At 39.3% G+C, this 23,505-nt stretch carries 17 protein-coding genes; 2 read left to right on the top strand and 15 right to left on the bottom strand.

Annotation, left to right across the window (positions count from 1 at the left end; translation table 11 throughout):
* Positions 1 to 4 precede the first annotated feature (4 nt).
* The 5 genes from ACHWSC_RS13175 to ACHWSC_RS13195 all read right to left on the bottom strand — a co-directional run bounded on the left by ACHWSC_RS13175 (position 5) and on the right by ACHWSC_RS13195 (position 9,120).
* Positions 5 to 2,050 carry a beta-L-arabinofuranosidase domain-containing protein gene (locus tag ACHWSC_RS13175; protein WP_394677052.1) on the bottom strand — a complete coding sequence of 682 codons (2,046 nt, stop codon included), beginning with the start codon at positions 2,048 to 2,050 and terminating at the stop codon, positions 5 to 7.
* Positions 2,051 to 2,053: 3 nt separating this feature from the next.
* Positions 2,054 to 2,728: a DUF3823 domain-containing protein gene (locus ACHWSC_RS13180; RefSeq protein ID WP_394677053.1), complete on the bottom strand. Its 675-nt coding sequence runs from the start codon at positions 2,726 to 2,728 to the stop codon at positions 2,054 to 2,056.
* Positions 2,729 to 2,738: 10 nt separating this feature from the next.
* A complete protein-coding gene (locus ACHWSC_RS13185) occupies positions 2,739 to 4,562 on the bottom strand; it encodes a RagB/SusD family nutrient uptake outer membrane protein (RefSeq protein ID WP_394677054.1) in 1,824 nt (607 codons plus the stop codon).
* 4 nt (positions 4,563 to 4,566) lie between these two features.
* Positions 4,567 to 7,758 carry a SusC/RagA family TonB-linked outer membrane protein gene (locus ACHWSC_RS13190; protein ID WP_394677055.1) on the bottom strand — a complete coding sequence of 1,064 codons (3,192 nt, stop codon included), beginning with the start codon at positions 7,756 to 7,758 and terminating at the stop codon, positions 4,567 to 4,569.
* Positions 7,759 to 7,959: 201 nt separating this feature from the next.
* Positions 7,960 to 9,120 (bottom strand): aldose epimerase family protein, encoded by a 1,161-nt coding sequence (locus ACHWSC_RS13195; RefSeq protein ID WP_394677056.1) that lies wholly within the window; start codon positions 9,118 to 9,120, stop codon positions 7,960 to 7,962.
* A 173-nt stretch (positions 9,121 to 9,293) separates the two neighbouring features.
* On the opposite strand from ACHWSC_RS13195, the gene ACHWSC_RS13200 reads away from it, so the two are divergent.
* Both ACHWSC_RS13200 and ACHWSC_RS13205 read left to right on the top strand, forming a co-directional pair.
* Positions 9,294 to 12,449, top strand: coding sequence for a two-component regulator propeller domain-containing protein (locus tag ACHWSC_RS13200; protein WP_394677057.1), 3,156 nt, complete (start codon positions 9,294 to 9,296; stop codon positions 12,447 to 12,449).
* 2 nt (positions 12,450 to 12,451) lie between these two features.
* On the top strand, positions 12,452 to 13,231 hold the full coding sequence (locus ACHWSC_RS13205) for a response regulator (protein ID WP_394677058.1): 780 nt from the start codon (positions 12,452 to 12,454) through the stop codon (positions 13,229 to 13,231).
* Positions 13,232 to 13,283: 52 nt separating this feature from the next.
* Here ACHWSC_RS13205 and ACHWSC_RS13210 read toward each other — a convergent pair whose 3' ends face one another.
* The 10 genes from ACHWSC_RS13210 to ACHWSC_RS13255 form a co-directional block, all read right to left on the bottom strand.
* Positions 13,284 to 14,747 (bottom strand): glycoside hydrolase family 76 protein, encoded by a 1,464-nt coding sequence (locus tag ACHWSC_RS13210; RefSeq protein ID WP_394677059.1) that lies wholly within the window; start codon positions 14,745 to 14,747, stop codon positions 13,284 to 13,286.
* A gap of 162 nt (positions 14,748 to 14,909) precedes the next feature.
* Positions 14,910 to 15,659, bottom strand: a complete 750-nt coding sequence (locus ACHWSC_RS13215) for a YoaK family protein (protein WP_201669238.1) — start codon at positions 15,657 to 15,659, stop codon at positions 14,910 to 14,912.
* Positions 15,643 to 16,143 carry a hypothetical protein gene (locus ACHWSC_RS13220; RefSeq protein WP_075993468.1) on the bottom strand — a complete coding sequence of 167 codons (501 nt, stop codon included), beginning with the start codon at positions 16,141 to 16,143 and terminating at the stop codon, positions 15,643 to 15,645. The genes ACHWSC_RS13215 and ACHWSC_RS13220 overlap by 17 nt, the downstream gene beginning before the upstream one ends.
* Positions 16,130 to 16,648 (bottom strand): hypothetical protein, encoded by a 519-nt coding sequence (locus ACHWSC_RS13225; RefSeq protein WP_075993469.1) that lies wholly within the window; start codon positions 16,646 to 16,648, stop codon positions 16,130 to 16,132. Before ACHWSC_RS13225 ends, ACHWSC_RS13220 begins: the two co-directional genes overlap by 14 nt.
* A 129-nt stretch (positions 16,649 to 16,777) precedes the next feature.
* Positions 16,778 to 18,208, bottom strand: coding sequence for a TolC family protein (locus ACHWSC_RS13230; RefSeq protein ID WP_394677060.1), 1,431 nt, complete (start codon positions 18,206 to 18,208; stop codon positions 16,778 to 16,780).
* Between the two features lie 7 nt (positions 18,209 to 18,215).
* Positions 18,216 to 19,577, bottom strand: coding sequence for an HlyD family secretion protein (locus ACHWSC_RS13235; protein ID WP_394677061.1), 1,362 nt, complete (start codon positions 19,575 to 19,577; stop codon positions 18,216 to 18,218).
* On the bottom strand, positions 19,567 to 20,568 hold the full coding sequence (locus ACHWSC_RS13240) for an ABC transporter transmembrane domain-containing protein (RefSeq protein WP_394677062.1): 1,002 nt from the start codon (positions 20,566 to 20,568) through the stop codon (positions 19,567 to 19,569). Before ACHWSC_RS13240 ends, ACHWSC_RS13235 begins: the two co-directional genes overlap by 11 nt.
* 70 nt (positions 20,569 to 20,638) lie before the next feature.
* Positions 20,639 to 21,121, bottom strand: coding sequence for a hypothetical protein (locus ACHWSC_RS13245; protein WP_394677063.1), 483 nt, complete (start codon positions 21,119 to 21,121; stop codon positions 20,639 to 20,641).
* 125 nt (positions 21,122 to 21,246) lie between these two features.
* Entirely contained in the window at positions 21,247 to 22,605 is a 1,359-nt protein-coding gene (locus tag ACHWSC_RS13250; RefSeq protein WP_394677064.1) for an ATP-binding protein, read from the bottom strand.
* 10 nt (positions 22,606 to 22,615) lie between these two features.
* Entirely contained in the window at positions 22,616 to 23,380 is a 765-nt protein-coding gene (locus ACHWSC_RS13255; RefSeq protein ID WP_227550161.1) for a response regulator transcription factor, read from the bottom strand.
* Positions 23,381 to 23,505: the final 125 nt, after the last annotated feature.

Below are 23,505 nucleotides of genomic sequence, written 5' to 3' on the forward strand. Positions count from 1 at the left end.
TACATTATTTCACAGTTGGAAAAGCAGCAATGCGCAAACGTGCTGCTCCCATGGGAATCAGTTCAACTTCCTGTACCTCGCCCTTGCTTTCCACCGGACTCAGGGGCAATACGCCCGTTAGTCCATTTTCATCAATTTTCCATCCATCAATACGTTTCGCTTTCACAAGAATCGAAATAGGTACTGCTTCTGCGTCGAAAGGAAATGCGTCTTTAGGCCATGGTCGTTTGACTACTTTTAGTTGGTCAACAGCTTGTAGCTGATTTTGTACAAGTCCGTAATTCCAGTCACTTGCAGGAAGGATTTCATAGGATGGCCATTTTGATGGATCTGCAGTCTCCTGCCATTTAGAATCCCCAATTGCCGAAGCCTTACTATCCTTTTTCACATAATTCTCTTTGATTTTGAGTGCATAGGTCAATGGTCCACGCTGGATACTAACTGAATTTTTATTGGCAGTCCATGTTTTCAGATCTATGGTCATCGGTAAGGAGAGTTCGACCTTGTCGCCGTCTTTCCATTTCCGTTCAATCCGAATATATTTTGCTCCAGCTTCTATAGCCTGACTTTTACCATTAACCGTTACTTTGGCTTGTTTCGCCCAGGCAGGTATACGGAGATAAAAGGGAAAATCAACCGTTTTACCCTGTGTTCCTATTTCAAATCGCAGCGATTCTTCAAACGGATAATTGGATTCTTGTCTGATCTGAATGGATTGATTGTTTCCGACTTTGACTTCAGCTTTTGATGCGGCATAAAGTACTGCCGCAACACCATTATCATTTGTTGCCATATACAGATGCTCCGCATAATATGGCCAGCCCTGACTGTGATTATGTTGACAACAACGTGAACTGAAAGGGTTCATCATTAAAAATGGCCCATTATTATCAATCCCAGGAGCATGATTATGGCTATCGCTGATAGTCATATTAGGGCTCGTGATATAGCGTAATGCTTTAAAATCGGCTGTCACAGCGGCTGGGTAGGTATTAAAAGCAACTTCCTCCGCATGATCCGCCCAAAAAGGATCGCCTGTTATCCCGAGAAGGATTTCATTGGAAGCCATCTGCTCCACCATTCCACAGGTTTCCACTCCCTGACGGGGATCGGTATATCCCGGACGTGCATTTTCATCGGCACCGAACATGCCGCCCGGAACCTGACCAAATACTTGTCTGACAAAATTAAAATTATCGTAGGTTGCGTTAAGATCTGCAGTCGACTGGCTTTTCAGATAATAGGTTGCTGGCTCTCTAAAACACTGCGCTACGTTGACATTATGCCAATTGGGCAAATCATCTTTCTGCCGCCAATTGGCTGTATTCCGATGGATTTTATCCGCTAAATCCATCAACCATTCATTACCTTGTGTTCTGTTATAGAGCCAATATACGGATAGCAAATTGTCACCACCACGACTGTTCTCCCAATAATCCTTGAGAAAAAAACTATCCGGCAAATTGGCCTGCCATTTAAAATAATTGGTCATCAACGTTAAAACACGCTGGTCACCGCTATATTCATAATAGGACTGCAAACACCATAACATCAACATATTACCCCAAAGATCCGGCTTGTTATTACGCAGGATCAATGGGCCAAAGTATCCATCAGGACGCTGGCTTTTTAGCGCGGCCTCTAACCAGATTTTTGACTCTGCTATTATCTTAGGATCTTTCAAGATGTAGCCCAAATTAGCGTAGCCTTTTAACCAATAAGGAACTTCTTCCCAGCCATAATCTCCTTTCCCATCCGTACTTAACCAAGCATTATTTTTTTTGGACAACCAGGCACTAATTTCTCCCAAATGGCCTGTAAGACCATCTTTTTGCAACTCGAGGTACTTCCCTAACCAGCCTTCGGGCATAATACTCCCCACCGGCAACTTCAGCAGGGTATTTTGTTTTAACGGAGCCCTATTATTTACATATTGTGTATTTTTACCTGTTAAGGGCAATTGGTTTACGGAAGTCGCAATTCCGGATTGTGCCGACGCAGCTAAACCAATCCCCATCAATAAGTTTAAAAAGCCAATTCTTTTAATCATTTTTTATTTTAGTTTCTTTGGTTCACTATCGTACAGGGCTTCAGTAATACCATTTACCCGCAATCCCACTCGTGCATACACTGCAGCACTCTTCGTCAAAATATCTTTGATATCCAGTTCTAATTCGACATGGCCGGCATTTATTCCAGTTTGTTCAATCTTGTAAGTATATTGGCCCAAATCCACAAATTTTGTATCATTGACCAGTAAAGTGACTAAATCAATGGTTCTTGAAGCATCTATCGTTTCGATATCAAAAGATGCTTTAAGGGTATTTCCTTGTACGTTATAGGTTATATTACTCATCATGTAATAAGGTTTCACCTGGTAATCTACTGTGGTATTACCCTTTACATCAACCAGCAAGGTATCGGTACTGCTCAACCATGGTCCATTTCCACTTGTCGTCACCAATTTGTACTTTCCATCAAACAGTTTTGCGGAAAACGAACCATCTTGGGTCAAGTAAACATTAATAGGAGACCGAAATTGATAACCATCCTGCCAGAGTTGAAGATAGACCGATTGATTGGATCCTCTCAGCCCCAAAGCTTTGGAATTATAGGTTACATGACCAGTTAATGTACTTTGTGGCGCATCATAATTATCTTTGCCACAAGCAAAAACACCCAAGAGCAAACACAAACTGACTATTAATTTACAAAAAAAAGTTTTCATAAGAGTAATGCTATTGATAAGGATTTCGGACTAGCTTCGGATTGTTATTAATCCAATTTTGGTCAATGAAATTATAATAGTTTTGATATTTAAAATTTCGTGGATAGAGCGTATGACTCGATTTCTGTTTCTCAAAAACCCATTTACCATCGTTCGGATCCCCCGGAGCATATATTTTATATGGAAATAGAGCATAGTGTACCGCATTGTAATTATCAGCGCTTCCGTTCCAGATTTCATGGGCAATTCGCAAACGCTTCAGATCCCAATAACGATGATCTTCGAAGGCAAATTCAACCCGGCGCTCCTGAATAATATCATTCAGGGAAACGGTTGTCAATGCCTGTATCCCCGCGCGCTCCCTAATCTTATTGACATACCCCGTTAACTCAGCTTGCGGTTTACCAAGTTCAAGCCCTGCCTCTGCAGCGATCAACAAAAATTCAGCATAACGGAAGCGCACAAACCAGATATCTGATCCACGCCCACGAGTAGAGGCATCTTTATTTTCGTCGATAAATTTCCTGATATTAAACCCAGTTTTGTTGACATACATATCGTTGGAAGTCGTAGGTCCATCTTTACTCGTAATAATTCCTCCGAATTCGGGCTTAGAAGTACCGGGTATTGCGGTCATCGTCTTCCAAACACCTCCTTCTTTGTATCTAACACCGGCTTGATAAGTGATTTTTGTACCAGCAAAATCAGCACCAGAGTAAATCACAGTACCATACAGACGCGCGTCCTTATGGGCGAATATCTCTTCGGGATTGTTATAGTAAATGTAATCTCCCGTAGCAGTCTTCGTTTTCAATGCTCCATTTCGATCATCTGTATATTCAAATGCTTCCACCAAATTTAAAACAGGCGTAACAAAATTGGCATCAATATCTCCACGGACGGATGAGGCAATGTTATTGTTGGTGAAAAAATGTGTTTCACCTGGATACGCATAATCCTTGGCCCAAATAACTTCATTGCTACTTGATTTTGAACTTACAGCAAGATAGAAGTTCTTTCCTTTGTCGGCATTTCCATTATAGAGCGCATAAGGGCTATTGCTGATAATATCCAATGCGGATTCATAAGCTATCTGGTAATATTTATTGGCTTCCGCTGCCGGAATCCCCACCTCATTACCTGCTGTTTTGACATCCGGTGTTTTATAGTTATACTTCGCTATAGAAGCGGCGTACAGACTTGCTCGCGCCTTGAGTGCCAAAGCTGTCCATTTATTAGCTCGCGCGGAACTTATTGTTCTCTCTATACCGAGCATTTTAGCCGCTTCGGTACATTCGCTAATCACGTAATTATAACTCTCTGCTTCTGTTGATCGAGGTATCTGCAACTCTGCTGGATCCATGCCGCCCGTATAATCATAGATCTTATCACCCACCAAAGGAACTCCGCCCAAACGCTTGATCATATTAAAGTAGGTCCAAGCACGAATAAATCTGGCCTCGCCTTCGATGCTCTTTTTATTATTTTCGTCCAATGATGACTGACGAACACCTACGATAAATTGATTCAAATTGCGAATCAGTTCATAATCGTACATACGCCAAAAGTCATCCGGAAATTCCTGCATTGTATTGGGACCACCGCTTGAAAATCCTGCCTCATCTAACATCGCAAAAGATCCATTATCACCAAATTGCTGTCCCCAGCTAATCCGCCCATAATAATTCGCTAGCACAGATTTTATCATATTCTGATCCGAAAATATCTGATCGTCGGTAAAAATAGCCTGTGATTCCCGTTCCAAAAATTTATTGCAGCTTGAAAATGTACATACGAGACATACACCCAATAAAATAACTTTCTTATTTATCATCTTATTAAAAAGTTAAGGTAACACCAACATTTATAACTTTGTTTGTTGGGTACTGAACGCCCGAATCACTTGTGATTTCTGGATCGATCTTCATATCACCCAAATTATCTATGCTAAACAGATTCTGCATCATGGTATATATCCTCAATTTCTGAATTCCTCGAGGTTTCATCCACTTCTCTGGTAAAGTATATCCGATCTGCAGGTTTCTTAATTTCAAATAGTTGACATTGGTAAGCCAGAAGTCGCTATGCCAATAATTACTATGATCTCTATTTCCTTTAATTAATGTAGGGTACTTTCCTGGGATCAATGCACTATTTCGATCCGTAATATCGCTCAGCATCCACTGGTTTTCCATATAGTATTGCGGATTGTTGCCACCATCATGGAAAGGGAAAACAGCTTCATAACTGGGATTAAAAGAAGCAAAAGCTGCTCCGGTGAAATCCATCGCCAAATCAAATCCCTTAAATTGGCCGCCAAGGTTAATTCCGTAATTAAAATAAGGAAGACCGCCTTGTCGATATCCGATTGGCCGTTCATCCAGCTCATTGATCACTTTATCGCCATTAATATCTTCATACTTAATATCACCCGGCCGTAACGATGAGTTACCTTTACGGTCATTGTCTATATCATAATTGGCAATTTCTTCCCACGACTGGAATTGTCCAATGGAATGTAATCCCCAATTGAGAAAGGCATAACGGTCATAGATCGATTTTCGATATTGATCCAAAGAGTTTCCAAAACGTGGTTTATATTGTTCGCCGTCAGTTTGCCGTGCGAAAGTGAAATTACCGCCTACGAAATAGTTAAATCCATTGACGCTACTCCGCCACATTAATGATCCATCGATACCTTGATGAATATCCGAATTCAGATTTTCATAAGGTAAACTAAAGCCTACTTCATTCGGTATCAATACATCTTCTCGCTTGGCAGGCAGCCCTGTTCTTTTTCGACGGAAGACATCTACCGAACCTGTTAATTTACCTTTTAGTGTACTAAAGTCCAAACCAACATTTAGCATATGGGCCTGAATCCAAGAAAGCGTTTTAACGGGAAGGCCACGTGCTTGAGAACCGATAACATACTTCCCGTCAATTGTTGAACCGACGATATTTTGATAGCCATCACGGACTGGTTTTCGGAAATAATTATATCCACTTAGATAACCAAAAGCAAAATATTCCCAGGCATCCAAATTATCATCGCCCAATACACCATAAGATCCCCTTAACTTCACATCGTCAAATACCTTTCTCATACCTTCAGACCAGAACTTTTCAGATGAAACACGCCAGCCTGCAGATACCGAAGGAAAAAATCCCCATCGGCTTCCTGGCGCGAATTTCCATGAACCGTCATAGCGCGAAGAAAGCTCCAAAAGATACTTCTGATCGTAATCATAATTGACCCGCCCTGCAAAACCGGCTCTCGCCTGGGTATTCACTCCAGTATCATTGTAGGTGTCCATCGTCTGAAAATAGATCAAACTCAAGGCATTAGAGGCTGGACGATCGTGTACATAAACATCTGGATTATCCCTTTTTATGGACTCAGCAGCAAGCACGGCATTGATTCCATGTTTACCGAATCGCTTGTTATAATTTAAGGTAAATTGGGTTGAGATTTCTTCAACCTGCGAAATAGATCTCTCCCGCCAAGGGTTGTCCATGCTAAAAGTTACCGGATACGTATCTGTCTTCTCATCGTAGCCATATAGTTTATAGGTAAACTCCTGATTATCCATCCATTTATTGGCCAGATAATAGCCTACTGTTCCCTTAGCGATCAAATCATTTGTGATCTTATATTCCGCATTAAAATTTAACTGCATCACCCGCCATTTTTCCTGATAAGTACCGGACAGATCATAATTCAGCATCGCAAAGTTAGTTTCCGCATTGGGCGATGTCTGCGTTGGATATAAAGGATTGTCGTTGGCAAAAGGCCGTGCAGTAGGCAGGTTCCGATATATCGCAAATAAAGCCTGCCAAGTATCGTCAGCACCAGGTACGCCCGGTTGTTTGCGCTGTTCGATCCGCCCATTCAAATTGGCACCAATCTTTAATCGTTTTGATACATTCGCGTCAATATTCATCTGCACATTGGTACGATTGAAGCCGCCGTAATTACGGATGATGGACTGCTGGTCCAGATGCCCTACACTCAGGTAATAATTAATTTTTTCGGACCCACCACTGACATTACCCGAGATATAAGTTTGTGGGCTAGTTTTGAGAATATAATCATACCAATCAAAAGGACGATATCCCTTCTCGGTACCTTGTTGCCATTTTTCGAGATCTGCCAACGTATATTGTGGATGTTCAGTTCCGAGAATAGCATCAGACTGAATATAGCTTTTGATATAAGTACTGGCATCGGCTGGCTTGGGAAAACGAAACATACTCTGCCAGCCATAATATGAATTGATATTAAAGGTATTATTATCGCCACGCTTCCCCTTCTTTGTCGTCACCACAACAACACCGTTGGCAGCACGCACACCATAAATAGCAGCAGACGCATCCTTTAATACCGAAACCGATTCAATATCATTGAAATCTAAATTATTGAACTGCCCTTCATCCTTTTGAACACCGTCGATCACATATAAGGGTGTCCCCATATTGCGGATACTGATTCCTGTTGGAGCTCCCGGACGCCCATCCGACATCCGGCTATTGACCCCTGCAATCTTACCTACCAAAGCTCCAGACGTTGTTGTAGCAACAGATCTGGAGATATCCTGGGAAGAAATTGCGGTGATTGCACCGGTAACGGATTCTTTCTTCTGCGTACCGTAACCTACAACGACCACTTCATCAATGCGCGAGTTTTCATCTTCCAAAGTGATTGCCAAGTCAGCGATTGCTATCACTTCTTTGGAAAGGTAGCCTACAGATCTTACGGTCAAAAGTTCACCGGCATTGACACCTGTCAGGTTAAAATTACCTTTGGCATCTGTTGAGACTGCAATATTGGGTTTGGATTTCAATGCGACCGTCGCTCCTACAATAGGATTGCCATCCTTATCCTTAACAACCCCTTTTATTGCTTTTTGCAACTCGATCCCCCCTGGAGAAACTGGAATTAAATTAGCTCCCTTTGCTAAGGGGATAAAACTGCTCGCACAGCAGAGCAATGTAGCAGATATTGGCAGACATTTAAGACCCTTAAACATACCTAGATTGATTAGTTTGTATAATTGATTTGTCCAAAATTAAGATATATTCAATCGTACAGACTTTCGTTTTTTCTCAAAAAACTGCCTATTTGTATCAAAGAAATAAAATAGACCTAAAACGTTTTAAAGTCTATTAAAAAGAGAAAGTACACCTCTTTTCAGTGGTGTACTTTCAAACCAATCATTATTAAATATGTATTATTTTACCGAAAAACGATACAGGGATTTCGTTTGATAAACTTGCCCAGGGTTTAGGACGGTTGTTGGAAAATTGAGCTGATTTGGGGCATCCGGAAAATGCTGCGGTTCGAGGCAAAAGGCGGTACGAAAGGAGTCTTTTTTCCCGTTCTTCAATTGCACTTGTTCATTCATAAAATTACCGCTATAAAATTGTATTCCAGGTTCTGCAGTCAGAATATCCATAACAATACCCGATTTATCTCCAATCACATGGGCTGCTTTGTACCAATCGCCATCTTTCTCCTTGCTTAAGACAAAGTTGTGATCATAGCCCTTTCCAAAGCTCAGTTGCTGATCATTGGCATTAATATCTTTTCCTATTGGTTTCAAGGTTGTAAAATCAAAAGCTGTTCCCTTTACCGGTGCTAATTGCCCTGTTGGTATTAGTGTACTATCCACTGGTGTGTATTCATTCGCAAACAATTGAAGCTGATGATCCAGAATTGTACCGCTTCCCTCACCATTTAAATTAAAGTAAGCATGGTTGGTCAAATTGATCACCGTCTTTTTATCGGAAGTAGCACGATAGGCAATCATCAATTCATTATTATCGTTAAGCGTATAAGTCACTTCCATTTGGATGTTTCCTGGAAACCCTTCGTGTCCATCAGGTAAGGTGTAAGCAAAAGTAAGAGACGATTTATCTGACGATTTTAATGTCCAATTGGCAAAATGCACACCTTTAAAACCTCCATGCAGCGTATTAGGACCGTTATTTACTGCCAATGTATAGGTTTTATCATCCAACTTAAATTTTCCCTTAGCGATCCGATTACCAAAAGGCCCTACAATAGTACCAAAAAATGGTTCTTTGGGATTATTATAATCAGCCGCTTTAGAAAAGCCCAAAACAACATCGCATAACTCCCCCTTATTGTCAGGTACCCATAATCCCACTAAACGTGCACCAAAATTGGTAAAATAAGCTTGTACGCCATTTTTATTGCTCAGTTCATATAGATAAGCCTGTTTTTGATCAATAGTTCCGCTGAACTGTGCGGTATCCATGAAGGCCGATAAAGAATCTGCTTTTGAAGTTTTGGAACCAGTCGATTGCTGACAAGACACACAAAATGCCAGCATTGCAGAAAGACCAAGCAAGGTCAATTTTCCTCTCATTCGTAATATTTTAAATGGTTTATAATCTTTGTTTAGATAGAACTTACGTCCTTTTCTAGATTTTTTATAATTTTAACGCTTACAATATATAAGCTAAAGTCTTAATTTTTTCAGAAATTTTAAGATTAAATTGTTTCATTTTAGCACTATTTTGTATCAATAACCAAATGATCATGATCAACCTAAAGCCTTTACGTCTTCTATTTTTTCTGTTGCTTCCCTCGTTGCTCTGTGCGCAGCCCTATTATTTCAATCATTATCAAATCAATGAAGGATTGTCTAACAATGCTGTCATTTGTAGTATGCAAGATAGTCAGGGCTTTCTTTGGTTCGGTACAAAAGATGGGTTAAATCGTTTTGATGGTAATAATTTCAAACATTTTGATGCGTCAAAATCTGGAAAAAATAGTCTGGGGGGCAATAATATCATTTCATTGAAAGAAGATTTTCGAAAGAGAATTTGGATTGGTACAGATCAGGGAATCTATTGTTACAACCCCGTCGATGAACAATTTAGACTGCTGAGTAAACAATTTGAAAATGCGGACGTCCCTGTTATTATTACCGATCAACGCAAAAGGATTTGGTTTATATCAAATGGAATGCTCTATTGCCATGATTTAGTTAGTCATGCAATTCAACAATTTACAAAGTCAGATCTCTACATTACGTCCATCAGCTGCACAAAAAATGGAGCGGTATTTTTTGGAACTCCTGAAGGCAAAATCTTCCAAATAGGTCTTTCCGGAAAACCCGTACTCATGCTTGACTTTCAAGCAAAATATGGTGCTAAGGATTGGTTTAGTATTGAGAAAATAATGGAAAACCGTGACGGAGACTTATTGATTGGTACTTCAAAAACTGGTGTTTATTGCTATCGCTTTCAAGATAAATCCCTTAAGTCTATCCTTGGACCAGATCAACTGCATCAATTTCTCTATGTCAGAGATATTATACAGCCAAATGATCATGAATATTGGTTTGCAACGGAGTCTGGCCTCTTCATTTATCAAATTGCTAGCCGACGTTACATCAACATTCAGAAAGAACAAGAAAACCCTTGGGGTATATCTGACAATGCCATTTATAACATCCTACAGGATAAGGATGAGGGTATTTGGCTGGGAACCTATTTTGGTGGGATCAATTATTATCATAAGAACAATAGTATCATCGAAAAATTCCTCCCACAAGATCGCCCCGGGAGCTTAAAAGGCTCTGTTGTACGCATTATCAAAAAAGATATCGATCAGAATATATGGATAGGCACCGAAAATGGAGGGCTATCTAAACTGGACCCTAAGTCGGGTAATATCCAAAACTTTTCCGATAAGCAGGGGAATCTGGCAAACAATAATATCCATGGCGTTCTTCCTATTGGTGATAAACTACTGATCGGCACCTTCGTCAATGGCCTGGACATATTTTCGCCAAAGCTTCAAAAAGTCATTTATCACATCGATCGCAATAACAATGCAACCCCTTCTGATCTACAAAGCAATTTTCTATTTTATCTCTATAAAACTCGAAAAGGAGACATTATAGCTGCATCAACTCGTGGCTTATACCGGTTTAACTTTGAAAAAAAGTCTTTTCACCTCATTGATAATGTCCCCGAATACATGTTTTACACGACTATTTTGGAAGATAAAGAGGGAAATATCTGGGTAGGTACATGGCGCGATGGGCTATTTTGCTATAATCCGACCACAGGTTATTTCAAACATTATACACATCATCAGAATGCCCCCAATTCTTTGCCTAACAATAGGGTCAATAGTCTATTTGAGGATTCAAAAAATCAAATTTGGATCGCCACTGAAGGTGGAATGGCTAAGAAGAAATCAAATCAGGACAGTTTTGAAAACATTGGCCTGGAAGAAGGAATGCCCAGTAATGTAACGCTCGCATTTTTAGAAGACAAACAACAGAATCTCTGGGTAAGTACCTCTAAAGGGCTGGTGCGCTATCATCTGCCCAATGGCAGAAAACGGATCTTCAACTTGGAGTCAGGCCTACCGACGATTCAGTTCAATTACAATTCATCTTTTGATGACGACAATGGGAACTTCTACTTCGGTACCATCAATGGACTTATACGTTTCAACCCGGAAAAACTAAACCAAATTAACTATAAGAATCAAATACCGATTTATATCACTAATTTTTACATCAACAATAGAGCGATCAATCAATATACCGATGCAAGTATTTTATCCAAATCAATCTTATTCACAAAAAATATCAAACTAAAACACGACGAATCATCCTTCAGTCTTGATTTTGCGGCATTACACTACCAAGCCCCCCATTCGATTCACTATAGTTATAAAATGGATGGTCTTGACGACAATTGGATAGACATTACAAGCAATCAACGTGCTTACTTCACCAAACTTGCGCCTGGGAACTATGTTTTTACCGTAAAAGCGGAGGATCCAAATGGTAACACAATACCCACCTTTGCTAGTCTTAAAATCACGATTCTTCCTCCTATATGGGCAAGTATACCAGCTTTTGTTTGCTACGCACTAATCCTTGTGGGGCTCATTGTATTTGTTATTCATCATTTCAATGAAAAGATCAAACAACGCAATCGACAACACCTTCTAACCGTACAAAATCTACGTGAGCAAGAACTCTACCGCTCAAAAATCAATTTTTACACCGATGTTGCCCATGAAATACGCACACCATTGACATTGATCAAGGCCCCCTTAGAGAAGCTTATGGATAAGGTAGATCACAATCCTGTAACAAACAAGCTATTATTGACCATGCAGAACAATACGGAGAAGTTGATTGCGCTTAGCAATCAGTTACTGGATTTTAGACAGGTCGAAACGGAAGGATTCAAATTACACTTTGAGTCAGAAAACATAAGCCAAACGGTTCAGGAAATCATCAACAATTTTACGGTCACACTCCAGGCGCAGGGAAAGCAGATTGTGTCGCACATTATGCCTGATATTATAGGTCAGGTCGATATCGACGCATTCGACAAGATTTGTTACAACTTATTGAATAATGCGCTTAAATATTCCTCATCCTATATTGAAGTGAATTTGAATATGGATAAACAGAAAAATATCTTTATATTGACCGTGAAAAACGACGGAGCTTTAATTCCTTCAGAAGAAAGGGAAAGAATTTTTGAACCATTCAATCGTTTAAAGCAAAATAAGAATGTTCCCGGAAGTGGTCTAGGCTTGGCATTGACAAGATCCCTAACCTTAAAACACCAAGGTACCTTGTTGTATAGTACAAACGACCTCCAATTGAACGTATTTAGCTTGACGTTACCTTTGAATCACAATACAAACCCATAATTATGAATGCCAAATCCAATTTATTATTAGTAGATGATCATACCGAACTGCTTGAATTTATTGCGGATGATCTCAATGAAGATTATCAGATAACGACGAGTTCTAATGGAAGAGAAGCCCTAGATTTATTAGCCTCTGAATATTTCGATCTGATCGTAAGTGATGTAATGATGCCAGAAATGGATGGTTTTGAGCTCTGTCAAAAAATTAAGGAGGATATCGCTTATGCACATATTCCAGTTATACTTTTGACGGCAAAAAATAGTATTGAATCAAAAATTCAGGGTTTAGAATTTGGTGCCGACGCTTACATTGAAAAACCTTTTTCGCCCGCTTTTTTAAGAGCACAAATAGCCAGTTTATTAAAGAATAGAGTTAAGGTCAAGGAGTTTTTTATTAAAAATCCGATGTCACAAATCCAACAGATCGGGCAAAATCAAAGTGAACAAGAGTTCTTGCTGAAGATTGAAGAAATCATTATGCAACATCTCGATGATCCACAGTTTAATGTCGATAGAATGGCCGATATTCTCTGTATGAGCAGACCTACACTCTATCGCAAAATCAATGTGGTATCCAGCCTATCACCCAATGAACTGATTAATTTAACTCGGCTCAGAAAAGCAGCAGAACTGCTTATTCAAAAACAATATAAAGTTTACGAAATTTCTAATTTATTGGGCTACAGTTCCGCTACTCATTTCTCACGTAATTTTCAAAAGCAGTTTGGCCAAAGTCCTACCGAATTTCAGGACGCTCAAACTACTTTATCTAAATCTTAACTGAGCAAATAATCATATCTGAATAAAAATAGGTGTCCGACCAAGCGTGCACCTATTGTGTTGATTCAACTTGCGCAAGTGTTGCATACTGTGCTGCATAAGTGAACATGAACATTCCTTCCAAATCATTCTTGCCTTTATCATTTGCCCAGCCTCCAAGCAAGTCATTCGGCAGAAATCCATCTTTCAAGAAGTGGGTATAGCCATAATCCAAGTTATCCTGAAAAGATTTTGCATACAGTCCAGCCTTGCTGTAATTCGGAGATATAGCGGTATACCCTCTTAACAACACGCCGTTAAACCAATTATTAAAACCATCTGTCGCATAGGTATAGTGCTCAGGAATCTGCTGCCCTAACTTTCCAAAATAAGTAAAAGTCGCATCGGCCAGTTTCTTGCCATCTTCTAAATAGCTTTTTGCTTTCGTAACACGATATAAGTCTGCTGCTCCAGAAATCATCGTTCCACTATTATAGGAAAATGCTGTTCCAACCGCTTTTCTGAGCTCGGTATTTTTTCGGTATTGTACTCCGTTGACCGTTTCATAAGCGATCGAACAATCTGGAAAACAATCACCCATCATATCAGCATAAACACCCTTTTCATTAAGAAGATACGTCTTTTGCCAGTCATAAATCCTTTTAGCATAACGGAGATAAAAATCGCTCTTCTTCTCTTTTTTAGAAATACGAGTTAGTTTATCTTTCGGATCAATGGAATGCGCAACGATTTGATCTCCTTTCTTTTTATAGATTTCATACAATGCAACAAGCGGACTAATAATCGGTGCATTACTACAGGCATGCTTAGTTACATATCCTGGGCCCCATGGGATTCCACCATGCTCTTTCCCTTTCTCATCCAAAGTACAATCCCAACCATCAAGAACATAAGCAGTAAGGTATTCAGCTTCTTGCAAATAGCGTTCTTGCCCAGTCAAGTGATAAGCTTCCAATAATTCCCGTACCAGCCACATCTGATCATCATAGACATTCAGCACTCCCGTTACATTTGCTTTTCCTTTTTCTCGGACACGATCGACAGCATACACCGTCCATTCTTTATGTTGTGTAAAAGATGTTAGCGTAAATGTCCCTAAATAATAAGCTGCATTTACATGAAGCTTAGCCAATAAATCCACATAGCGGGAATAATACTTTCCGTAAAGCTCGGTATTACCTGCCTTTTGTTGCTTTTTCAAGCCGCTCAACACAGCATTTACAGCTTCTATGGAAGCAGAGTACATCCATACACTCGCTTTTTCTTCGGATCGAACCTGCGTAAATGGATTATAAAAACGATGCATTTTGAAATCTTCACCAGAAAAATAGACTTCCATTGACCGATCAATTAACTTAATTGCTCGTAAAAGATTCTGTTGGTTTTTATGTTGATCATGTACTGATCTTTGGCTGTGCAATTCTTGCGCACAAACCTGTTTTACACAGAGCGGTGATACTGACAGAGAAATTAGAGAGAGTGCCCAAAAAGGCCGGATGGAAAAGAATTTGATCATGACGTGGTTTTAAATTGATTAAGTAGTGTTTCATGCGCTTTGGCAGAGCGTGATAACCGAGGTTGAAGATAAGCATTTTTTGGACAAAAAAAATCGCATTTTTTGAAATGCGATTAAACTCTTTGCCCTTTTGCTTAGTTAACCAAGAACTTTCTCGGTCAACTAAGCTGCCACTGGCTGACGATGACGATTCACAAATTGCTTTTTCAACAGATACAATTTGTAATGGTCGTACAAACCAATGATTAAAAGAACAAAACAAACCACGTAAAATGTCTTATTCGATAAATAGGTGAATGAAATACCGCTCACAAGCCCTCCTATGACATAGGCTCCCACGATACTCAGCAGCAAATGAAATTTGTCGACCAATGCCTTATTGCTTCGGTTCGACTCCTTAGTGAACATCGAAATCAATATTGCTAAATCTGTCGTTAGCCCTGTCAAGTGTGTCGTTTTCACAACAGAATTCGATATGCTCGCTGTTAAACCATTTTGCAATCCCATTGCAAACAGCAATGCACCTACAAGTATCTCTGTTTCTTTCAAAGAATCTTCATAAAATACATCAAGATATATCCCGACAAATAATATACTCAGTATTTCCAATGCCAAAGGAATGGAATGTGTCAGATAGGAGCTAAAACGTCCTTTACCATGAATGATGATAAGATTCGAAAGCATACTCCCCACTAGAAAAAGTAAAATCCAAAATAGCACTACTGCACCTTGATACCAATTTCCTTTCGCAATCTCTTGCGCAAAAACAGCATAATAACCTGTTACATTGGATGTAAACGAGAAAAAGACAATGACAGATGCGACATTGACCATTCCCGCAGAGAATGCAGTTATTCCCCCTAATTTGATATTATCTTGAATCGTTCTATGATTGCTATATTTTCTCAGCATATTTTTCCTTTCCTCCTTTTTTCAGCACAATTCGTGCGATTCCTTTCGTCTGCATATCCAAGTTAAGATGCAGTATCAATTGGTTTTTATTCAATTTTTGTATGACAAAGCTCTCTATAAGCTCATCATTTTTCCGAAGCTCAAGGATATGGCCTCGTCCCTTCAAAAACCAATTGTATTGTTTGTCCTCATGATGGGCAATAAAATTTTTGTCACCCATTTTTTCAAAATGCCATAATCCATCCTGCAAGGGTGGAAGGTGAGCGATTGCAGCATCTTTTATTCCCTCATGGATAACCGCCTGTTTTTTGAACGTTGGAGACTTCTCCACTTTCTCAAAGTACCAACCTTGCTCTTCCCACTCTCCTTCTAAAAGCCGCTCGGGGTTTTCATAAAACATAACCATTGAACTAGCTCCTAAAAGCAAAAAGGACAACAAGACGAAGTTGAACCTTGCCAATATTTTTCTCTTAATAGTTAACATCCCATTTCTTGTTAAAAAATAAATCCGCCAAGACATTTCCTCCTGTTTTGTTTGTCCCAGGTCTTGCGACAATCGAGACATTCTTCTGTTTACTTTTACTCAAGTGAAGCAAAGCCTGTCCGACGTCGAAAAAATGCCGTGTTCTTTTTTCAAATTCATAATCTGTGGGAACTTTGACTTCATCAATCCGAGCTCCGCGCAAATAATGTTGTAAATAATTGAGATTGTCAGAGCCGATGATATCTGTATAGATATTTAGCTTACGATTTTCATAACGATGACAGATCATCTGGCAGGCCTTCAAAAAGTCCTCCGATTGAAGATTACTGAGTTGGTCATCCAATGTGATTCCCAATAGTTCGCTGATCGATGTACTGCTCTTATTACCATAGACAAGAATGATATCAAGTTCTTCGGCTTTCGATTGCTCTATACTATGAATCACAAAAAAAAGTGAATCAATCGTAAAATCACTTGGAATCAATACACGCATTGCCTTTGCCATATCCAATTATTTTTATACAAAATTAATAGGTCATCATGGCAACCGAATGAATCTGGAATTAACTTTCTATTAGAATTTTAAGACCGATATTAAAATGAGATTAAAAAAAAGATACAGATTAAAATGGGATTAAAATTTAGTTCCGGCTTTGTAATATAATTCCGCTAGTGCCTTTCTGTAGTCCGTAACAAGCTTCTCTTGCTTGATCCGCATTTCGATCAGCTTGTTTTCCCTACTATTAACTACAAACAAGGTTGATTCACCCAGTTCAAACTTATTTAATTCCCCCCGAAGAAGCAGTTCCTGATTACTTATATTGATCGATTGAAGTTCAATCTGTTTACTGTAAGCATTTAAATCATTATATTTTTTAACGACTTCATTGTAAATATTTCTCTCGGTCGCAACCTGTTCAAATCTCAGCTGATCTTGCTTAATCCGTACCTCTTTGAGCTTCCCACGTTCGGCGCGAATAAAAAGTGGAAATGCAAATTCAAAACCTACTTTATAATTCTGCCAATTAAAATCATACTGCGGTGGTACAAAATCATTAAAACCGTGACGGCTAGAAATGAGCGTGCCTGACACATTAAATTTAGGTTTAAGCATTTCTTTTCGATAACGTTCCTCAAATAGAAGTTGTTGATTTTTACTCGCCAACTTTATCATTTCGGGATGAGCAATTTTTGCCGAATCAAGTAGCGCCTCGATCACACTATTATCTGGCAAAATAACAGGATCTTCGAGCTTATGCGGTATGGCATGATCGGGAAGTTCTACTGGAAATTGTTGATCATTCCACAGATGATTGGACAATACAATTTTCGCGTTTTTAAGTTCAACTTCATACTTTGAAAGTTCTATCCGCCGTTCTTTTACAACGACCGAAGCTTCGATGGAATCAATTACAGGTTTATCTCCCAGCGTCGTCTGCTCACTGATTGCTTTAAACCGTTGATCAGCCAATTTTACACCCTCTAATAAAAGCTGATACTGCTGATAGGCAAAATACCAATTCCAATAATCTGAAAGTGCCTGAAACCAAATGGCATTTATTTGTTTTATCTTTTCGCCTTCGAGGTAGCTGATCATAGCCTTTGCCTGCTGCAGCGTATTTCTTCTGCTATCGACGATTAAACCTTGCCCCAATGGAATACTTAAACCGATTGCGGAAAGCCCTGCATTATTTGTTCGGGATTGCGGGTTTGTATAATCACCAACATTTCGATCATAAGCAATTTTCAGATCTGCGCCAGCTAACCAAAGAGGAATTTTTAGCTCACTATTCCACTGATTATAATAATCCGTATTGCCAAAATGCTTATTTTTAAAACTGGAATTTAACGTCGGATCAAACTTCCCTAACGCCTGTGTTACCTGGGCTTTTGCAGTTTCACTCAGCAGATTCACTTGTTTAACGACGGGATGATTGGCCATTAAAAGCTCTTCCATGTCATCCACGGTAAAAGTATTCGTTGCTCCATACTCCTTTTCCTGAGCCGAAAGATGAGGAGAGAAAAAAATGCAAAACAGGATAAAAATAAAATTCAATTTATTCATATAACAATTACTTTTTCTCACTTTCTTTTGGTTCTCTTTCCAAGCTCGGCGGAAAGCCATTCAACTGTCGCCATATCTCGTACCATAAAGGAACTTTATTTAAAATAACTCTGCCATATGCACCTGAGCCCTGATTTAACCGAACAGGCCAAGGCTCATCTCCTTCCGGAACAGGATCTGTTGCGCGTATCAAAATCCTAAATCGGCCATTCGTACTACTCACTTTATCAATGACTGAAACTTTTCCAGCAAAGGTACCGACCGCGACAGACGGCCATCCGGAAAATTGGATCGATGGCCAGCCATCAAATTGTAGCCTTACATCACTTTCCGGCTCAATCAGTGGGACATCCATCGCGTTTACATAAAGTTCTACGGCAAGCAGTGGTTTTTTAGGCTGTAATGTCGCAACGGACTCACCCTCCTTCATATTTTCACCAATTCCTGCCTTAAAGGTTTTTACAATAAAACCATCTTGCGGAGCCCTCACGACATATAACCCTCGTCGTACATCAATATTGGATATCTCATTTCTCAATTTGGCGATATCCCCTTGAACTGAGGCTTTGGAGGAAAAGGCGGAACTTAAATCGGACTGCGCTTTCGCCAATGATTCATTATACTTTGCACGGATGTTGTTCAATTCGATACTGGCGTTCGTTAATGATTGTCTTGAATTCGACAACTTGTTATCTGCACTTACAACTTTAGCTCGATCATTTTGCAGATTTAAGCGCCTTGTTTCGATATCTGTTAACGAAAATAAGCCGTCACGATAGCCCTCTTCGTACCGTTTGAGCCGCTTTTCACTGGTCTCAAAAAAGCTCATGACAGCGACCAATTCTGCGCTATCTATTTTTACCAGATTTTGAGCTTGAATAACCTTATTTTTAGCTGACTTAAGCTGAAAATCCAAACCATTTTGTAAAGCCTGAATCTGCGCTTCAGTGGCTTTCATTTTTTGATTAGCAGCATCTTCTCCGCTTTGTTTGGCATTCAATTGCTCTTCTAACCGCAATGGTAACATGGGATCAAAATAAGATTGAGAAGTCTCCGAAAGCACTAAAATCGTATCACCTTTCTTCACTTCCTGCCCCTCAGTAACGGCCCAATATTCAATGCGCCCACCAATCTGATTTTGGATAGTCTGTGGTCTATCTTGTGGACGTAAAGCAGTAACCGTTCCTACTCCAGGAATTGTCTGCCTCCATGGGAGAAAAAGTGCTAGTACAAAAACAATCCCAGAAAACACAAGAATTCGCCCCAAGACTAGGGATCCCCGCTCTTTCAATAACTTATCAACCGCATCATGGGAAAGATCTCTCCATGAGAGCGTTTTCTGACTCGAACGATCCTTATTAATCAACATAAACCGCAGCGTCCTCCTCCAACGCAAGATCCGTTACAGCCGCCAATTTGACAACTCCAGTAAGCATATCAAAAATAGTATTCAAATTTGTCATCAGTTTTTCAATGGCATAACCAATTTGAACGATGACAACTTCAGCAGCAACAAATTGACCAAAAGTCATTTGCCGCTCAACAACAAAATAAGATCCAAGCAAGAGCATCGCTCCAAACAACAGGGTGCGAAGTAGGACAGAACCAATAAAAAAACGCTTTAAAACCTTAAAATGATCGTTCCTCGCCCCTAAATACTTACTGACAATATAATCTGTTGTTTTTGTCACTTCGTTCATTTTCGTCTCATCAGCACGATAATGGTCAATTTGTCCGGCAACAGCTTCCAAATAGGCTACCGTCTCATATTTGTATTCAGACTCTTCAATACTTGTTTTCAACCCTCTTTTATAGTATAAAACAAGTATCGTAATAACAGAAAAAATGACAACAAGGCCAAAGGCTAGAAATGCAGGATGATAAAATGATAATAAGACCACACTAAAGAAAATTGTCACCACTGCAGCGATAATATCGATCAAAAGTTTGATAATTCCCTTTTGGATAATGATAACATCAAAAAATCGGTTGACCAACTCCACAAGATTTTTTCCAAGTAACTCTTCAGGTTTAATTCTCGGCAGGCGATAAGAAAATTCAACCGCCGATTTTAGAAAGATTTTCTGCTCTAAATACTCGACTAAGGTCAATTGTCCGATCAATAATACCCCGCCCACAATCACGCCAAATAACACAAAAGCAATTAAGATATAGGTAGAGCTATACATCGCTCCATTGCTTAAAAAATTAAAGATAGCTGTTATCCCTATTGGAATAGTCAAACTAAAAATACCGATGACGATGGCATAAATAAATATATAATTGATCGTTTTTCGTTCTGTATGTAATAAGCTAGCCAACCGTTGCAAAGGTGATGGTCCGCCTTGTATATGCCCCATAAAAAATAGATAGAAGATAAGTTATAAATGATGAATTTCAGCTAAAAACAACAGTAAAAACTCCGATCGATCATTCAATTAGTCCGATTTCTCTGTCTCTAATACTTGGTTGTTCCTTAAATGAAATTGTAGAGGGAATTTGACTCTCGACTTTACGGAGTGCACTAGCGACATTAAAAAAATTGCGTGTTTTCTTTTTATAGGTATAATCACGTGGTATTATGACCTCATTTACAGACTGTCCTTTTAGGTAATGCTGCAAATAATGACTGTTATCGGTACCCAAAATATCCGCAAAAATACTGAGCTTACGGTTTTTATAGCGCTGATAGATTCCGCTACAGGCTTTTAAGAAAGATTCCGATTGAAGTGTTTCCAGTTGATCTTCCAATCCAATTCCGAGTAATTCACTCGCAGAAGTGCTGCTTTTATTGCCATACACAAGGATAATATCGATAGAATCAGCCATTGACTCTTCAATACTTTGACGCACAAAATGGAGTGAATCAACTGTAAAATCACTAGGTATTAATATACGCGTTGTTTTAGCCATGCTTTTTTTTTAGCAAAGTTAAAACGCACATATGGCAACGGAATGAATCTAAAATTAGCTTTCCATTAGAAAGCGAGCAACAGTATTAAAATGAGATTAGAAATACGATCAAAATTAAAACTACATTAGAATCGAAGGTAAGTGGGTAGTTCAATTTCTACAGTGGTGCCTTCACTCACAACAGAATTGACCTTCAATGTCCCACCATGCAACTTAATAATATTTCTGGCCAAAGGAAGTCCAATACCATAACCGTCAATGCCACTCGTATTGGACGCTCTAAAATAAGGGTCGTAGATATGATCCAATTCGCGGGAGGGTATTCCGATACCTTTGTCTTTTATTAGAATAAAGACTTTATTGTCCAATGCCCCCAAAGCAATATAAGCAGTCCTATCGGATGAATATTTACAGGCATTACTGATAATATTGGATAGCGCAAGCTGTAGCAAAATTGCATTTCCATTCACTTTAAGTCGCATACTATCATCTGGTAACAGACTGAAATCTGTGATAATCTTAAATTTATCATTGATGGCCTTAACAGTCAGCTCGGCGTCCATCACGATCTGATCAATACGAACGGGGCTAAATGCGGTCGCATTATTAACAAAACCTGTACGCGCCAACAGTAAAAGTGCTTTTGTTTTCTTTTCCAAATGCTCTGCCGACTCAATGATCTTAAATAATGTTCGTTGGTACTCCTCTGTTGTTCTTTCTTTGGATAAAGCAAGATCTGCCTGTCCTATGATGGATGTCAAGGGTGTATTTAGCTCATGTGACGCATTGCTGATAAAGTTCTTTTGTGTTTCGAAAGAAGTTTCCAAGCGCGTCAACATCCGATTAAATGTGAGTGCCAGACCATGAAGCTCACCTTTATATTTATCCTCATCCAATCGTTTATAAAGATTTTCCGAACCAATCTCTTGCACCTCTTTCATCATGGTTAGTATTGGTTTTAAGAACGAACGTTTCATAAAAACCGAAACAACGAATATAAAGAGAATTCCCAAAATCAGACTTATAATAAGCAGATTACGAAGGTAGGCCAAATGGTGTGTATAAAAGTAATTTTCAGCGGAAGCGCCTACAATATACTTTCGACCATTTTGCGAAAAATATTTAGTTGAATAGAATTGATTACCCGACTTGAAATTTGAGCTTCCCTTTTTATTGATTTTATCCCAAAGTTCTTGATGAAATCCCTGGCTTCTTAAAATAGCACCATTGCTATCAAATTCCACTAAAAATTCATGCTGATTATTGAGATTTTCTATAAAATCAAGGCTCCACTGATCAGCCTGGGAGGCGGATTTACTATTCAGAAATTTTTCAGCAGCAATATTTCGCCGCAGATCCAGCCGTTTATAAAAATCTGTAAAAGCAAAATTTGTAACGGAATAAAAAATAAAGCCAACAAAACAACTCACATAAATGACCAGAATTGCAATGAGATAAATAAGCTTTCGATTATAATTGTGCATTTTGAAATATTCAGTCTTCTATTTTTAGAACATATCCCATACCAATAACCGTATGGATTGCTTTTTTGCTCGTTATTTTTTCAATCTTTTTTCTCAAATAATTCACATAAACATCGACGACATTTGATCCAATATCGAAATTTATTCCCCATATTTTGTCCAAAAGCTCCGTTCTCTCAAATACCTTTTTGGGGCTCTGAATAAACAACAAGAGTAAACGATACTCTGTACTTGTCAGATTGAGTTCCTGCCCCTCACAGTAGGCTATTTTTTTATAATCATCGATACTCAGAAAACCATAACTAAATGTGTCCTTCGAGGGCTGTAACTCACGTTGTGTTGCCTGTACGATAGACTGTTGCCTGCGGATTAATGAGCGTATCCGAGCCTTCAATTCAATTAGCTTAAAGGGCTTGGAAAGATAGTCATCGGCACCATTATCGAGTCCGAGCACCACATTCTCTGGAGTACCAAGTGCAGTCAGCATCATAACAGGTAAATCGGTATACCCCCACTGTCTGATCTGCTTACAAATATCCAGGCCGTTAGTTCCCGGCAAAAGAATGTCCAATAGCACAAGAGAGACATCTTGCTTCGCCAAAAGCTGTTCCAGACCTTCCGAACGCCCCAGATGAATGACCCTATAGCCATCCTCGCCTAAGCCTTGTACAATCAAATCAGCAACATCCTGTTCATCTTCAACCAAAATAATTTTTTGCTCCTCCATATTCGTCATGATGTGTAGCTCTCTGTAATGAACTACGATCCAAACCATAAAAATAACGTTTTGACACAAGAGACACAAATCCCATTTTTGCCAAAATCTACACGAAAAGAATCTTGCTCTATTTTGCAAAAGCAAAAGCGCTGTGTACATCGATCGTGAAACAGCGCTTTCGT

The sequence above is a fragment of the uncultured Sphingobacterium sp. genome (assembly GCF_964277905.1).
Lineage (GTDB): Bacteria > Bacteroidota > Bacteroidia > Sphingobacteriales > Sphingobacteriaceae > Sphingobacterium > Sphingobacterium siyangense.

Bases quoted from the DNA above. Each gene is read 5' to 3' on its own strand.
- ACHWSC_RS13175 (WP_394677052.1), bottom strand. From the start codon at position 2,050: ATGATTAAAAGAATTGGCTTTTTAAACTTATTGATGGGGATTGGTTTA.
- ACHWSC_RS13180 (WP_394677053.1), bottom strand. From the start codon at position 2,728: ATGAAAACTTTTTTTTGTAAATTAATAGTCAGTTTGTGTTTGCTCTTG.
- ACHWSC_RS13185 (WP_394677054.1), bottom strand. From the start codon at position 4,562: ATGATAAATAAGAAAGTTATTTTATTGGGTGTATGTCTCGTATGTACA.
- ACHWSC_RS13190 (WP_394677055.1), bottom strand. From the start codon at position 7,758: ATGTTTAAGGGTCTTAAATGTCTGCCAATATCTGCTACATTGCTCTGC.
- ACHWSC_RS13195 (WP_394677056.1), bottom strand. From the start codon at position 9,120: ATGAGAGGAAAATTGACCTTGCTTGGTCTTTCTGCAATGCTGGCATTT.
- ACHWSC_RS13200 (WP_394677057.1), top strand. From the start codon at position 9,294: ATGATCAACCTAAAGCCTTTACGTCTTCTATTTTTTCTGTTGCTTCCC.
- ACHWSC_RS13205 (WP_394677058.1), top strand. From the start codon at position 12,452: ATGAATGCCAAATCCAATTTATTATTAGTAGATGATCATACCGAACTG.
- ACHWSC_RS13210 (WP_394677059.1), bottom strand. From the start codon at position 14,747: ATGATCAAATTCTTTTCCATCCGGCCTTTTTGGGCACTCTCTCTAATT.
- ACHWSC_RS13215 (WP_201669238.1), bottom strand. From the start codon at position 15,659: ATGCTGAGAAAATATAGCAATCATAGAACGATTCAAGATAATATCAAA.
- ACHWSC_RS13220 (WP_075993468.1), bottom strand. From the start codon at position 16,143: ATGTTAACTATTAAGAGAAAAATATTGGCAAGGTTCAACTTCGTCTTG.
- ACHWSC_RS13225 (WP_075993469.1), bottom strand. From the start codon at position 16,648: ATGGCAAAGGCAATGCGTGTATTGATTCCAAGTGATTTTACGATTGAT.
- ACHWSC_RS13230 (WP_394677060.1), bottom strand. From the start codon at position 18,208: ATGAATAAATTGAATTTTATTTTTATCCTGTTTTGCATTTTTTTCTCT.
- ACHWSC_RS13235 (WP_394677061.1), bottom strand. From the start codon at position 19,577: ATGTTGATTAATAAGGATCGTTCGAGTCAGAAAACGCTCTCATGGAGA.
- ACHWSC_RS13240 (WP_394677062.1), bottom strand. From the start codon at position 20,568: ATGGGGCATATACAAGGCGGACCATCACCTTTGCAACGGTTGGCTAGC.
- ACHWSC_RS13245 (WP_394677063.1), bottom strand. From the start codon at position 21,121: ATGGCTAAAACAACGCGTATATTAATACCTAGTGATTTTACAGTTGAT.
- ACHWSC_RS13250 (WP_394677064.1), bottom strand. From the start codon at position 22,605: ATGCACAATTATAATCGAAAGCTTATTTATCTCATTGCAATTCTGGTC.
- ACHWSC_RS13255 (WP_227550161.1), bottom strand. From the start codon at position 23,380: ATGGTTTGGATCGTAGTTCATTACAGAGAGCTACACATCATGACGAAT.